At 72.7% G+C, this 13789-nt stretch carries 12 protein-coding genes; 6 read left to right on the top strand and 6 right to left on the bottom strand.

Annotated elements, in window-relative coordinates; genetic code table 11:
* On the top strand, positions 1-1638 hold a 1638-nt coding region (locus tag VFB40_RS08690; protein ID WP_324848788.1), incomplete at its 5' end, for an ATP-binding SpoIIE family protein phosphatase.
* Here the strand turns inward: VFB40_RS08690 and VFB40_RS08685 are convergent.
* Positions 1616-2524: a universal stress protein gene (locus tag VFB40_RS08685; protein ID WP_324848787.1), complete on the bottom strand. Its 909-nt coding sequence runs from the start codon at positions 2522-2524 to the stop codon at positions 1616-1618. The genes VFB40_RS08690 and VFB40_RS08685 overlap by 23 nt on opposite strands.
* A gap of 286 nt (positions 2525-2810) precedes the next feature.
* Between VFB40_RS08685 and VFB40_RS08680 the strand changes: the two genes are divergently transcribed.
* Positions 2811-3239, top strand: a complete 429-nt coding sequence (locus VFB40_RS08680) for an Hsp20/alpha crystallin family protein (RefSeq protein ID WP_324848786.1) — start codon at positions 2811-2813, stop codon at positions 3237-3239.
* A gap of 139 nt (positions 3240-3378) precedes the next feature.
* Here the strand turns inward: VFB40_RS08680 and eno are convergent, their stop codons facing one another.
* Positions 3379-4641 carry a phosphopyruvate hydratase gene (gene eno / locus VFB40_RS08675; RefSeq protein WP_324848785.1) on the bottom strand — a complete coding sequence of 421 codons (1263 nt, stop codon included), beginning with the start codon at positions 4639-4641 and terminating at the stop codon, positions 3379-3381.
* Positions 4642-4856: 215 nt separating this feature from the next.
* Between eno and VFB40_RS08670 the strand changes: the two genes are divergently transcribed.
* Entirely contained in the window at positions 4857-5897 is a 1041-nt protein-coding gene (locus tag VFB40_RS08670) for a zinc-dependent alcohol dehydrogenase family protein (protein WP_324848784.1), read from the top strand.
* 61 nt (positions 5898-5958) lie between these two features.
* Here VFB40_RS08670 and VFB40_RS08665 read toward each other — a convergent pair whose 3' ends face one another.
* Entirely contained in the window at positions 5959-6699 is a 741-nt protein-coding gene (locus VFB40_RS08665; RefSeq protein ID WP_324848783.1) for a PASTA domain-containing protein, read from the bottom strand.
* A 340-nt stretch (positions 6700-7039) separates the two neighbouring features.
* Here VFB40_RS08665 and VFB40_RS08660 point away from each other — a divergent pair, with 340 nt between their 5' ends.
* Complete coding sequence (locus tag VFB40_RS08660; RefSeq protein WP_324848782.1) at positions 7040-8647, top strand: CYTH and CHAD domain-containing protein; 1608 nt, start codon at positions 7040-7042, stop codon at positions 8645-8647.
* Positions 8648-8677: 30 nt separating this feature from the next.
* Here VFB40_RS08660 and VFB40_RS08655 read toward each other — a convergent pair whose 3' ends face one another.
* Entirely contained in the window at positions 8678-9475 is a 798-nt protein-coding gene (locus VFB40_RS08655) for an AMIN-like domain-containing (lipo)protein (RefSeq protein ID WP_324848781.1), read from the bottom strand.
* A 328-nt stretch (positions 9476-9803) separates the two neighbouring features.
* On the opposite strand from VFB40_RS08655, the gene VFB40_RS08650 reads away from it, so the two are divergent.
* Positions 9804-11354 (top strand): MFS transporter, encoded by a 1551-nt coding sequence (locus VFB40_RS08650; protein WP_324848780.1) that lies wholly within the window; start codon positions 9804-9806, stop codon positions 11352-11354.
* Positions 11355-11591: 237 nt separating this feature from the next.
* Here the strand turns inward: VFB40_RS08650 and VFB40_RS08645 are convergent, their stop codons facing one another.
* Positions 11592-12491 (bottom strand): universal stress protein, encoded by a 900-nt coding sequence (locus tag VFB40_RS08645; RefSeq protein ID WP_324848779.1) that lies wholly within the window; start codon positions 12489-12491, stop codon positions 11592-11594.
* 277 nt (positions 12492-12768) lie between these two features.
* Here VFB40_RS08645 and VFB40_RS08640 point away from each other — a divergent pair, with 277 nt between their 5' ends.
* Positions 12769-13116 (top strand): hypothetical protein, encoded by a 348-nt coding sequence (locus tag VFB40_RS08640; protein ID WP_324848778.1) that lies wholly within the window; start codon positions 12769-12771, stop codon positions 13114-13116.
* Positions 13117-13218: 102 nt separating this feature from the next.
* On the opposite strand, the gene VFB40_RS08635 is transcribed toward VFB40_RS08640, so the two are convergent.
* A partial coding sequence (locus VFB40_RS08635) for an RICIN domain-containing protein (RefSeq protein WP_324848777.1) occupies positions 13219-13789 on the bottom strand: 571 nt, incomplete at its 5' end.

Here is a 13789-nt window from a genome sequence, read left to right as displayed (position 1 = left end):
GGGCTGCTGGTGTCCGCGGCCGTGCGCGACGTGAGCGACCGCAAAGCCGCCGAGGCGCGTATCAACGAACTGGCTTTGATCGTCGAGTCATCCCTCGACGCGATCCTGATCAAGTCGCTGGACGGGACGATCACGTTCTGGAACGCGGCCGCGGCGCGCATGTACGGCTACAGCGCAAAGGAGGCGATCGGACGGCACGTGTCCATGCTCGCGCTGCCCGAACACCGGGCCGAGATCGACGCGCTGCTGCTGCGCATCGGCCGCGGCGAGCGGATCGACCACTATGAGACGCTGCGGCTGACCAGCACCGGGATCCTGCTCGACGTCGACATCATCCTGTGGCCGATCACCGACCGGGGCGGACGGATCGTCGGCGCCTGCGCGATCGCCCGCGACATCGCCGAGCACAAGCGGGCCAAGCAGCAGGTCACCAGGCTCTACGAGCAGCAGCGCCACGTCGCGCTGACCCTGCAGCACGCGCTCATGGGCAAGCCCTCCGAGGTGCCCGGCATGCAGAGCGCCAGCCGGTACTTCCCGGCCACCCAGGGCGCCGGCGTCGGCGGGGACTGGTTCGACCTGATCCCGCTCGGCGCCGGCCGGGTCGGCGTGCTGATCGGCGACGTGATGGGGCGAGGGCTTGAGGCGGCCACGGTGATGGGGCAGCTGCGCTCCGCCGCCAACGCCCTCGCCCGCACCGGGATGCCGCCGCAGCAGCTGATGAACGCCCTCGACGCGGTCGTGCGCGATCTGCCGGACCAGCTGATCACCTGCTGCTATCTGATCGTCGATCCGGACGCGGGCGAGGTGACCGCCTGCTCGGCCGGGCACCTGCCGCTGCTGCTGGTCGAACCCGACGCGACGGTACGGCGCCTGCCGGTGCCGATCAGCGTTCCGCTCGGCGTGGGCGACATTCCCTTCGTGGAGGCCTCGCTGCCCGTCGCGCCCTGCTCCACGCTCGTGCTCTACACCGACGGGCTCGTCGAGACCCACCACTGCGATCTGGACAAGCAGATCGGCCTGCTGGAGGACGAACTGCGCGCGGTGTTCTCGGTGGCGCCCGGCCTGGAGACGGCCGCCGATCAGGTCCTCACCGCGCTGCTGCCCCGGATCGACGAGCCGCCGGACGACGTCACCCTGCTGCTCGTGCGCGTGCCCGAGGCGCCAGTGGCCACCGCCGCCACCACCCTCGAACCGCAGCCGCAGTCGGTCGCGGTGGGACGCGGGTTCGTCGGCCGCACGCTCGAGGCCTGGGGCTGCGGCGAGCAGGCCGACACCGCCTGCCTGCTGGCCTCGGAGATCCTCACCAACGCCGTGCGCCACGCCCACGCACCCATCGGCTTGCGCCTTTACCGCGCTGCCGGAGACGTCACCGTCGAAATCACCGACGACAACACGCACCTGCCCGCGCGGCGCCTGGCCGACCTCGACGACGAGAACGGTCGAGGCCTGATGCTAGTCGAGTCGCTCGCCAGTTCCTGGGGCGCCCGGCCGACGCGTACCGGCAAGAGCGTCTGGTTCACGCTGAACCTGGTACCCGTCGCCGGCGAGCTGTGGCCGGACGACCATCCCCGGCCCGCGCCGCCGCATCAGCGCTCGGAAGTCAGGCCTCTGCTGCTCAGCTCTGATCGCGCCGATTGAGCGGCACGACGGCCACCGGGCACGGCGCGTGGGTCAGCAGCGCGTGCAGAACGGAGCCGACGCCGACGGACAGCGGCAGGTGCCGCCGATGCGCGCCCAGCACGAGCAGGCGGGCGCCGCGGGCCGTGTCGACCAGCGCGGCGGCAGGCGTCGCGCAGACCGTCGACGTGGTGCACTCCACCGTCGCGTGATCGCGGCGGGCGGCGGCCAGCGCGTCGTTGAGCACGCCCTTGGCGGCGGTGGCCAGCACCGAGGGCTCGATGTAGTAGTAGCCGTTGTACGGCGGGATCAGCTGCCACGCGTGCACCGCGCGCACGCTCATGCCCAGCTCCCGGGCCAGGTCGAAGGCGAAGTCGACCACCTCGGCCGGCTCGCGGGCCGCCACGCCCAGCACCATCTCCTCCCTGGGCGCGGCGTGCGCGGCGGCCGCTTCGTCCCTATCCCCGGCCGGCACCAGCACGATCGGGCCGCGGCAGTGGGCGGCCAGGCGCAGCCCGACCGAGCCCAGGCCCAGCCCGGGGAAGCCGCCGTGCCCGCGGGTGCCTACCACGGTGAGCGCGGCCTGCCGGGTCGCGGCCACCAGCGTCTCGGTCGGCTCCTCGGCCGAGATCTCGGTGCTGATCCACAGTCCCGGGTGCTCGCGCAGCAGGCCGGCGCGCAGTTCGTCGAGCAGCGCCTCGGCCTGCTTGGTCTGGTTCTGCCGGTACTCCTCATAGGGCAGGCGGCTGAGCACCGACGCGGCTCCGGCCAGGTTGAGCGCGTGCAGCAGGTGCAGGCCGACGCCGCGGCGCGCGGCCACCCGCGCCGCCCAGGCGGCGGCGTGCGCGGCGGCGGTCGAGCCGTCGACGCCGACGACGATGCGCTGCGGCGTGCTGAAGGCGTCCATGGTGCTGCTCCGGTCGTGCTCGGCAGGCCCGCGATCGGCGATCGCCGGTCCCTGATTTCAGGATCCTGCCGGTCCGCGCGGCGGCCACGGGCCGAAGGTCCCCGATGGAGCGCCGTGGGTCCCGTGCCGCGCCGGACCAGGTCGCGGCCTTGCAGCGTACGCGGGGGAGAACTCCGGATCGCGGACCCTCGGCCGCGGCCGCGGGCCGTTCGGCACTGGCCGCACGCGGCGCCCGGGCGTGAGGTGGAAGCGGAGGGCGAAGGCGCCCTCCGGGAAGGAGGTCGCGATGAGCGAGCTGACCCGCCGCTCGCAGTTCCCGTTGCTGCCTGACCTGACGGACCTGTTCGATCCGTTCCACCTGGTGTTCGGCAGCCGTCCGGCGGACGCTTACGGCATCCGCGTCGAGACGAGGTTCGAGGAGGGCGCGTACGTCGTGCGCGCCGAGATGCCGGGCATCGACCCCGACAAGGACGTCGAAGTCACGGTGACCGACGGGATCCTGGCCATCCGCGCGGAGCGCACGGAGCGGCACGAGGGACGGCACCACTCCGAGTTCCGCTACGGGACGTACACCCGCAGCCTGCGCCTGCCCGAGGGCGCGAAGCAGGACGAGGTCGTCGCCGCCTACAAGGAAGGCATCCTGACCATCACCGTCGCCCTGGAGAAGGAGGTCAAGCCCGTCACCCGCACGATCAAGGTGCTGGCCGCCGACTGACCCGCACCGACCGTGCGCGATCCGAACGAGTGAGGCCCGGATCGGGACGAAGAGACCGCCGCGCGCGAGAACACTCCCGTTCTCGCGCGCGGCGGCCGTTTCCGCTCGGGCGGCGTTGTCGCACCCTGATTCAGGCCGGTTAGCGCAGACCGTAGGGCAGGTCGGGCGTGTCGGCCTCGATGGTGATCAGCCGGTTGTACTTCGCGACGCGCTCGCCGCGGGCCGGGGCGCCGGTCTTGAGCTGCCCGCAGCCGGTGCCGACGGCGAGGTCGGCGATGAAGTCGTCCGGGGTTTCCCCGGAGCGGTGCGAGACCATCGCCGCCCACCCGGCCTCGCGGCACAGGCGCATCGTCTCCAGCGTCTCGCTGACCGTGCCGATCTGATTGACCTTGATCAGCGCCGCGTTGGCGACCTTCTTCGCGATCGCCTCGGCCACGATGGCCGGGTTGGTGACCAGGATGTCGTCGCCGACCAGCTGCACCCGCTCGCCCAGCCGCGCGTTGAGCCGGGACCAGCCGTCCCAGTCGTCCTCGGCGAGCCCGTCCTCGATGCTGTAGACCGGGAACCGCTCCACCATCCGCGCGTAGCGCTCGATCATCTCGTCGCTGCTCAGCTCCTGCCCGGCGACCCGGTAGACCCCGTCGCGGTGGAACTCGCTGGCGGCCGGATCCAGCGCGATCGCCACGCCGTCGCGCCCGGGACGGTAACCGGCGTCCTCGATGGCGCGCACCAGCAGGGCGAGCACGTCCTCCGGGGTGTCGATCCGCGGCGCGAACCCGCCCTCGTCGCCGAGCCCGACGGCGTGTCCGGCGCCGGCCAGCAGGGCGCGCAGCTTGGCGTAGATCTCGGCGCCGGCCCGCACCGCCTCGGCCAGGCTCGGCGCGCCCAGCGGGGCGATCATGAACTCCTGGAAGTCCAGGTTGTTCGCGGCGTGCGCCCCGCCGTTGACCACGTTGAAGTGCGGCACCGGCAGGCGCGCCGCCACACCGGCGGGCGTCAGGTAGCGCCAGAGCGGGACGCCCTGCGCCTGCGCGAAGGCCCGGGCGGCCGCCATCGACACCCCGACGATCGCGTTCGCGCCCAGCCGGGACTTGGTCGCCGTGCCGTCCAACTCGATCAGCACCCGGTCCAGCTCGCCGAGGTCGGCGAAGGCCCGGCCGAGCAGCGCCTCGGCGAGCTCGCCGTTCACGTTCCCGACCGCCTGCGTGACGCCGAGCCCGCCGTAGCGCCCCTTGTCGCCGTCACGCAACTCGACCGCCTCGCGGGTACCGGTCGACGCCCCCGACGGCACGCCGGCGGTGACCGGCGCCGCGCCCTCCAACGCGAGGCTCACCGCCAGGGTGGGCCGGGAGCGGGAATCCAGAATCTCGATCGCACTGAGAGAACCGACCCGATGGGTCATCACATTCGCCTTCCTCGTCGCAGGCCGTCCCGTCGCGCTCCACCCTGGCATCGGGCGGACCGCCGCACACCGGCCGAACGGCCCTGCCGGACCGAACGGGCCCTCGGCGCGGGCCTTTGGTCCCTAGGGCCACCCGTTCGCTCGGACGATCGTGGAACTGACTGAAGGCGGCCCGGTGATCACCGGGCCCGCGAAAGACTGCCACGGAGGTGGCCATGAAGGCGTTGGTGTACCACGGACCCGGTAAGCGCTCCTGGGAGGTCGTGCCGGACCCGGACCTGGTCGAGACGACAGACGTGATCGTGCGCGTGGACGCGGTCACGATTTGCGGCACCGACCTGCACATCCTGGGCGGCGACGTGCCGGAGGTGACCGAGGGCCGGATCCTCGGCCACGAGGCCGTCGGTACCATCGCGGAGGTCGGCGCGGCGGTCACCGGCCTGCACGTCGGAGACAGGGTGCTGATTTCCTGCATCACCGCGTGCGGGCGCTGCGTGTACTGCCGGACCGGCCGCTACGGGCAGTGCCTCGGCGGCGGCGGATGGATCCTGGGCCACCTGATCGACGGCACCCAGGCCGAGTACGTGCGCGTCCCCTATGCCGAGACCTCCGTCTACAAGCTGCCCGACGCGGTCACCGACGAGGCCGCGCTGCTGCTGGCCGACATCCTGCCCACCTCCTACGAGGTCGGCGTGCTCAACGGCGCGGTGCGCCCGGGCGACAGCGTCGTCGTGGTCGGCACCGGTCCCATCGGCCTTGCGGCGATCGCCACCGCGAAGCTGCTGAGCCCCAGCCGGATCATCGCGATCGACAAGGCCTCGGCGCGGCTGGAGGCCGCCAAGCAGTTCGGCGCCGACCTCGCCCTCACCCCCGACGACGCCTGTGTCGAGCAGGTCGTCGCCGCGACCGATGGGCTCGGCGCGGACGTGGTCATCGAGGCCGTCGGCCGGCCCGAGTCCTTCGAGCTGTGCACCCGGCTGGTGCGCCCGGGCGGGCACGTCGCGAACATCGGCGTGCACGGCGCCCCGGCCACGCTGCACCTGGAAAGCCTCTGGATCAAGGACGTGACCATCACCACCGGCCTGGTCGACACCTTCTCCACGCCGACCCTGCTCAAGATGATCGCCAACGGGCGCTTCGACACCGGCGCCTTCATCACCCACCGGTTCGGCCTGGACGAGATGCAGGACGCCTACGACGTCTTCTCCCGCCCCGCCGACACCGGCGCGCTGAAGGTGGCGCTGCTGCGCGGCTGACCGCGGCGCTCCCAGCGCGGCCGCAGCGGCGAAAGTAGCGACCCCCCGGCCGGCGAGGCGGTCAGCCGACCGCCTCGCCGGTCGTCTCGTCGCGCATCTGCCGAGCGGTCCTGGGATCGGGCGCGGGACGGCGCGGCTCACGCACGCCCCCGCCGCCCCCGCCGCCCTGATCGAGCCACAGGCGCACCGACGAGCCGGGCGGCACCCTGGCGCCGGACTCAGGGCTTTGATCCGTGACGACGCTGTCCGGCGAGCCCACCAGGTCGAGCGGCGGCCCGTCGGGATCGGCCGCCATCGACCCCAGGCCCTTGCCGCCGAGCACCTTGCGGGCCTCGTCCAGGCTCATGCCGATCACGTCGGGCACCCGCACCGAGGAACGCCTGCGCCGTTCCCGGGCCTCCGTCTCGGGATTCTGCTCCTGTGGTGCGCGGCGGCCCGGGCGGAAGACGCCGCGGAGTGTCGCCGAGCTCCCATACGAGCTCGGCAGCTCGGGTCCTGCCCCGAGGTCGTCCGGATCCGGGTCCGCGGCGTCGTCGACGTCGCGCCACCGCTCCCAGGCCGACTGGCGCGTCACGCCCAGCCGCACGGCGATCTCCGCCCAGGACCTGCCCTGCCCGCGCGCCGCGCGCACCGCCTCGAACTCGACCTGGTCGAGCCGGCGGCGCACCAAGCCGACGTCGGCCAGCGCGGCCAGTGCGCCGTCCCCGTCGAGGCCGTGCGGCGACGAGGCTTTGCGGTACCACTCGAGCAGCCGTTCCCACGCCTGGTGGCCTTCGTGCCCTGCGTCCGGATCCCACGTCATGCTGTCAGGGTAACCTGGCAGCGGCGAAGCCTCTAGACGTCGGCCGGGGGAAGTTCCACGCGACGATGCGCCGTTCGGGGACTCAGAGAACGAGCAGGGCGAGACCTTAGACCCTGTCCGCAAGGCCGCCGCGGCGGGACGCTGAAGGTGGCCGAGAACCACCCCCCCAGCTCGGCCGATCGAGACGTTACGGCGTCTCGGACGCGCCCCGGCTCTCTCCCCTCCACGCCGGGGCGCAGTCGTGTCGCGGCCTCAGCGCGGTCGCGTCATCGCCTCTCCGTATGCCCCGGCGGGCCGGTCGACCCGATACAACACGTGTTCAGCGCTGTAAGTTGGCGGTATGACGCCGGGTGGTGACAAATCGACGGTGCGGACCGAGCGGGAAGCGAAGTTGCGCGCCCCGGCCGATTTCACCCTGCCCGACCTCGGCGATCTCATGCCCGGAGTGATCGGCAAGGCGCTGCCCGAACAGGACTTGGACGCCGTCTACTACGACACCGCCGACCTGCGGCTGGCCCGCTTCGGGATCACCGTGCGGCACCGCTGCGGCGAGGACGCGCCCTGCTGGACCGTGAAGTTCCCCGACCCGGCCGAGCGCGGACCGGCGCTCGTGCGCAGCGAGATCGAGATCCCGGGCCCGCGCGATCCGCTCCCGGAGCGCGTCGCCGACCTCGTGCTCGCCTACACCCGCAACCGGAGCCTGGTCCCGGTGGCCGCGCTGCGCACCAGGAGGCGGCCGTTCGAGCTGCGCGACAGCGCGGGGCGCGGCCTCGGCCAGATCGTCGACGACGAGGTCACCGCCACCAGGGAGAACTTCTCCCCGTACGAGTTCCGCGAGGTGGAGGTCGAGATCGGGGCCGGCGGCCGGTTCGGCAGGGAGCTGATGCGGGCCGCCGTCACCCGGCTGGAGGCCGCCGGAGCCTCGGCCGGCTCCCCGATACCGAAGCTCGTGCGCGTCCTCGGCGTGCGCGCCACCCGCCCGCCGCAGGTGAGGCTCGTCGAGCTGGCCGAGCGGCCGAGCGCGAGCGAACTGGTCCAGCACGCGGTCGCCCGCTCCGTCACGCAGCTGCTGCGCCACGATCCCGGAGTGCGCCTGGGCACGGACCCGGAGGACGTGCACCAGCTGCGGGTGGCCGCCCGGCGGCTGCGCTCGGACCTGCGCACCTTCGCGCCGTTGCTGGAGGGGGAGCAGATCGACGCGGTGCGTCAGGAGCTCGGCTGGGTGGGCCGCCAGGTCGGCGAAGTGCGCGACGCGGACGTGCTCGGCGCGCGCCTGGCCGAGCTGTGCGCGACCCTGCCCGAGGCCGACCGGGCCGGCGCGGCCCGCCTTCTCCAGCGCCACCAGGTGCAAAGCGAAACAGCCCGCGAAGCCATGTTGACCTCGCTGCGGGACCGCCGCTACCTGCGCCTGATCGACGCCCTGGTGAAACTGGCGGGCAACCCGCCGATGCGCGCCACGGCAATGGATCCGAACCCTGATTCGGATACCCCGCCGCCGGCGGCGGCGATGCGGGAGGAACTGGCCGCGCGGTTGGTGCGGCGGCCGTGGCGGCGGTTGAAGCGGGGGGTGGCGCAGCTCGGACCGGATCCGGCGGACGAGCGGCTGCACGAGGTCCGCATCCTGGCCAAGCGCTGCCGTTACGCGGCGGAAGCGGTCGTCCCGGTCAGCGGACGCCGGGCCGAGCGCCTCGCCTCGCGCATGGCCAAGGTGCAGACCGTGCTCGGCGATCATCAGGACACTGCCGTCGCCGAGGACTGGCTACGGGCGGCGGCCGAGGCCGACCCGAAGGCGCGCCTCGCGGCCGGACAGCTCATCGCGGCCGAGCGCGCCCGCCGCGCCGAACTGCGGGCGCGCTGGCCGGTCGTGTGGAGCAAGGCCTCGTCGAACGCGAAGCATCCCTGGCCGGAATACGCGCACGCGAAGAAGGCACGCACTCCCCGGCGCTGAGCAGCGGCCGCTTCGCGCGTGGGGCGGGCATCACCGCGTCACGGGTGCGGTCGAGTCGATGTCGATCGCGACCGTGTAGAGGTGCTGGCCGCTCGCCGTGACGGTCTCCACCTCGTACGCGCGGATCGGGAACTGCGGGTTGGACTGCGGTATCGGCCAGCCGATCCCGATCCCGTAGGAGAGGTAGCCCTCGAAATCGCCGGCCTGCGCGTAGTCGACCATGCGGCCGAGTCCGAGGTGCCGCGGCGGCTGCGAGACGATCGTGGAGGCGCCGGACGCGGAGTGCGCCTGGGCCGAATGGAACACGACGCGCAGCGGGCCGTCGAAGCCCGCGATCGGAATCACGGTGCCGCTGCCGTCGGCGAGCAACTTGTCGACGAACTCGAAGTGATAGCTCGGGAAGCCCGCCGTGAACGTGAACGTCATGCGGTTGAACGGCCGCTCGCCCGGGTCGGCGGGGTGGTCACCGGCGCCGATGCGGATCAGCGTGGGCACCGGCGGGAGGGTTTGCCTGTGGGTCACGCTGCCCCGCCCGTTCACGCCGCCCGGCCAGCCCCAGTTGTAGGCGACCCGCGAGAGCACGACCCGCGGAGCGGGCGACGGCGCAGGAGTGCTCTGGCGCGGCGTCGGTGTCGGCGTCTGCGCGGTGCGGCTCGGGCTCGGGGTGGGGGACGGTCCGGTCGGTGAGGATTGCGGCGGCGCGGTGGTGGTCGGTGCAGCGGGCGGCGAACCGTTGTTCGCGGGCGTGCTGCCGCACGCTCCCGCCGCGACGAGGATGAGGGCGAACGCCGAGTAAGTCCCGGCCCTCGCCACACGCCTGGTGTTCATGGTGTGCCCCCTTGGCTCGGACGGGTTCAAAGCCCGAGCCCGTCCCTCACTTCGAGCATCGATCGCACACAGGCCGCGCGTTAGGTGCGTAAGGCGAACCGCGGCAGGTTCCTGGGTCCTCACTCGGCGGGCCTTTGGTCAGGGAAATAGGGCCTCGATCCGAAAACAGGCTGTTCATCGGCGCCATGCGGGCCCTGCGGCCGTGGCACTCGGCAGGGCCGCGCGATGAGCTGAGGGCGAGGAGGCCGCGAAGCTTGAGCGCGGTGAGTCGAGGCTGCCGCGCGCGCGATCTGCAACTCAGCCCCCTGACGCGGCCGGAGGAGGATCCATGTCCGTCATGACTCGCCCGCACCTCCCGGTGCCCGCCGCGCCGCCCGCACGCCCACGGCGGCGCCTCGCCCTCGCCGTTCTGTGCGTCTCCCTGCTGATCGTCACGCTGGACAACACGATTCTCAACATCGCGCTGCCGGCCCTGGTGCGCGCCATGCACGCGACCGACGCGCAGTTGCAGTGGATCGTGGACGCCTACGCCGTGGTCTTCGGCGGACTGCTGCTGATCGCCGGCACCATCGCCGACCGGCTCGGGCGCAGGCGGATCTTCCTGGCCGGCCTGCTGCTGTTCGCGGCCGGGTCGGCGGCGGCCGCGTTCTCCGGGACCGTGACCGAGCTGATCTGGGCCCGCGCGGCGATGGGGCTGGGCGCGGCCTGCATCATGCCGGCGACACTGTCCATCATCGCGGACCTCTTCCGCGAGCCGCGCGAGCGCGCGCAGGCGATCGGCCTGTGGTCGGCCACCTCCGGCCTCGGCATCGCGCTCGGCCCGATCGTCGGCGGCTGGCTGCTCGAGCGGTACTGGTGGGGCTCGGTCTTCTTCGTGAACGTGCCGATCGCGCTGGCCGGAGCCGCCGCGGCGATCTGGCTGGTGCCTGATTCCCGCGATCCGGTCCGCCGCCCGCTCGACGCGGTGGGTGCCCCGGCCGCCACCGCCGGGCTGCTCCTGCTGCTGTGGGCGATCATCGAGTCGCCGGTCCGCGGCTGGCATTCCGCGATGGTGTTGTCGGTCGGCGGCGCCGGCCTCGCGGTGCTCCTCGCCTTCGCGTTGTGGGAGCGGTACACGCCCAGCCCGATGCTGGTGGTCGAGGCTTTCCGCGACCGCCGCTTCTCGGTCGCGATGGGCTCGGTGGCGATGGCGATCTTCGCGTTGATGGGCGCGCTGTTCGTGCTCACCCAGTATCTGCAGTTCTCGCTCGGGTACTCGGCCTTCGCCGCCGGAGTCAGGATCCTGCCGGTGGCGGGCCTGCTCGCGGTGACCGCGCCGCTCTCCACGGTGCTGGACCGCCTGCTGGGCACCAAGGCCGTGGTCGCGACGGCGTTGGCGGTGATCGCGGGCGGGCTGTTGTGGATCTCCCGGCTGACCGTCTCGGCCGACTTCGGGCACACGCTGCCCGGCCTGCTGCTGCTCGGTGCCGGAGCCGGCCTGGCGATCGCGCCCGCGACCGCTTCGGTGATCGGCAGCCTGCCGCCGCAACGCGCCGGAGTGGGTTCCGCGACCAACGGCACGGCGCTGCAGACCGGCGGCGCGCTGGGTGTCGCAGTGCTCGGATCGACGCTGGCCGCGCGGTATCAGGCCCAGATGACGGCGGCTTTGGCCGGTCATGCCGTGCCGCCCGCCGCCGCCCACGCGATCACCGGCTCCCTCGGCGGAGCGCTTGGCGTGGCCGGGCAGATCGGCGGCGCGAACGGCGCGATGCTGGCGGCGGCCGGACGCGCCGCGTTCCTGGACGGGATGCGCCTGGCCGCTACGGTCGCGGCCGTGGTCGTGGCCGTCGGCGCGCTGCTGGTGCTGATCGCCCTGCCCTCGCGCGCCGCGCGGAGTTGAACCGGGAGCTGAATCGCCGGGCGCGGCGGCGGATGCCGGCCGCCGCGCCCGGCGGCCCGGCCGAACATCACGCGGGTGGCACGCGCGGTCCCACACGCGCGTGCCACCCGCTTCCCACCCCCCGGGTTTGTCATCACCCGGCGTCCGTGCCTGCGCGACCGGACCTCATCAGTGCAGCATCGCTGCTCGAAGGGCTCCAGGGTCGAAGGTCCCGTCGTCAGGGACCGTCCGAATGGGTTAAGGGATCGGGATGACGGCAACGGGACCGTGCGCGTGGCCCAGCAGGGCGTGGATGACAGGTCCGAGCCCGATGGACAGCGGGTGGTTGTGTCGGTGGGCGCCGACGACGGTGAGCTGGGCGTGCTGCGAGGCGTCGGCCAGCACCGCGGAGGGGTGGCCGCGCTGCACGCTCAGGGTCACGTGCACGTCGGGGAACTTCTCACGCACCGGGGCCAGGTCCGCGACCATGTGCTCGGCGGCGGTGCGGGCGAGGATGTCGGTGTCGCTCAAGTATTCCTGGGCGTGCGCCGGATAGGGCGCCCAGGCGTGCACCGCGCGCACGCCGACATGCAGCCGCTCGGCCTGGGAGAAGGCGAACAGGATGGCCTGCTGGGCGGTGTGCGCCTGCATGCCGAGCACGATTTCCGCGTCGGCTGCCGCCTCGGGCGCGTGGTCGTGGCGGTGGTTGTGGTCGCGCAGGATGATCACGGGGCAGTGGGCGTGCGCGGCGAGGCGGGCGGCGACCGAGCCGAGCGGCAGCCCGGCGAACCCGCCGCGTCCGCGGGTGCCGACCACGAGCAGGTCGGCGGTCCGGCTGGCCTGCACCAGGGCGCCGGGCGCCGTCTGGTGCACCAGTTCGGTGGTGATCGCCACGGCGGGGTGGCTGTCGAGCAGCCGTTGCCTTATCTCGGTCAGCAGTTGCTCGCCGGCCTGGTCGGCCGCGTGCACGTGCGTGCTGTAAGCGCCGGGGCCGATCAGCGCGGAGCTGGGGTCGGCCTCCAGTGCGTGGATCAGGTGCAGGGGCGCGCCGCGGCGGGCGGCCTCGTCTGCGGCCCAGGCTGCTGCGCGGGCCGCGTGCGCCGAGGCGTCGACGCCGACGACGATCACCGACTGGTCGTGGATGGGTTGCGTGCTCATCGCGGCCTCCCTGGCCGAACCGGGCTGCTGTGCGCGGACCTGGTGGGGTTGGCGGTGGTTCCCTCTCCTTGATCGTGCTGCCGCACGCCCCGGCGGGTGAGGGTCCTTGGTCCCGCGTCCGGGCCGCGAAGGCCCGTCGTGCGCAATCGGGGGCAGGTAGGGGAGGAACGCCGCGGACCATCGGCACCCGGCGGTCGGGGACTATCGGCCCTGTGAGCGGCCCGGGCCGCGCGGGATCGTCGAAGCGCCGGACAGGCCGTGTCTGCGGGAGGCGAGGATGAACGAGAACAGCGACACTCATCAGAGCGCGGGCGCGCATCCGCGGGTGCCGCGGCGGTCGTGGCGTCCATGGCGCCGGGCCGCCGGGCCGGGCGAGGGCTGGAATCTGCGGTTCGAGTCGGCGGGCACGGCGGTGCCGGCCGCGCTGGTGAAGGACTCGCCCACGCTGCTGGTCGCCGCGGTCGAGGAGCTGTGCTGGCGGGTGGCCACCGAGGGCTGGCGCGCGCGCCGCCCGCACCGCTGGCAGCGCCGCGCCTACGCCGCCTGGCGCGGGCAGGCGGAGTGGCTGGAGCAGAAGCGCCTGCGCCTTGCCGACATGGTCGACGACGCTCTCGCCGTGAACTGAGCTTTCACGTTCGCGCCGTTGTCCCGTGGCCGACGGAGCTTTCCGGCACAGGACAACGGCGCGTTGTGTCGCAGTGTCTAGGTATTTGCAGTCTCTAGGTGCTTATCCGAGGGTCCATTGCTGGTTGCTGCCGCCGTTGCAGGCCCACAGTTCGACCAGGGCGCCGTTGGCGGTGGACGCACCGGTGACATCCAGGCAGAGGCCTGACTGGGCTCCGGTGATGGTGCCGTTGGAGTTGAAGTTCCACTGCTGGTTGGACTGGCCGTTGCACGACCAGATGATCGCCTTCGTACCGTTGCTCGTGCCCTGACCGTTAGCGTCCAGGCACATCGTCGTGCCGTTGACCGTCACCGACAGCGCGCCGGTGGAGGTGTGCGTCCAGGTCTGGCCCGCGCCACCGTTGCAGGTGTAGATCTGCTGCTGCGTACCACCAGAAGTGCTCGAGTTCGGATCATCAAGGCACTTACCGGCACCCACCGCGTGCAACGCACCCGTGCTCCCGCCACCGCCACCGCCGCCTGATGACGAGCCTCCGAGTGCGTTGAGGGTGGAGGTGTAGGCGGCCTTGGGTTGGTAGTTGTTGTCGTACATGGTGGCGGCGCCGTAGCCGGAGAAGGTGCCGGGGATCCAGGAGTCCGCGTCGCCTACGCCCCACTGGCTGACTCCGACGCAG

Source organism: Actinocrinis sp. (assembly GCF_035650855.1).
In the GTDB taxonomy this organism is placed as follows: domain Bacteria; phylum Actinomycetota; class Actinomycetes; order Streptomycetales; family Catenulisporaceae; genus Actinocrinis.
Note: the sequence above shows the minus strand (reverse complement) of the source record. Positions and strands in the feature narration are given on the sequence as shown.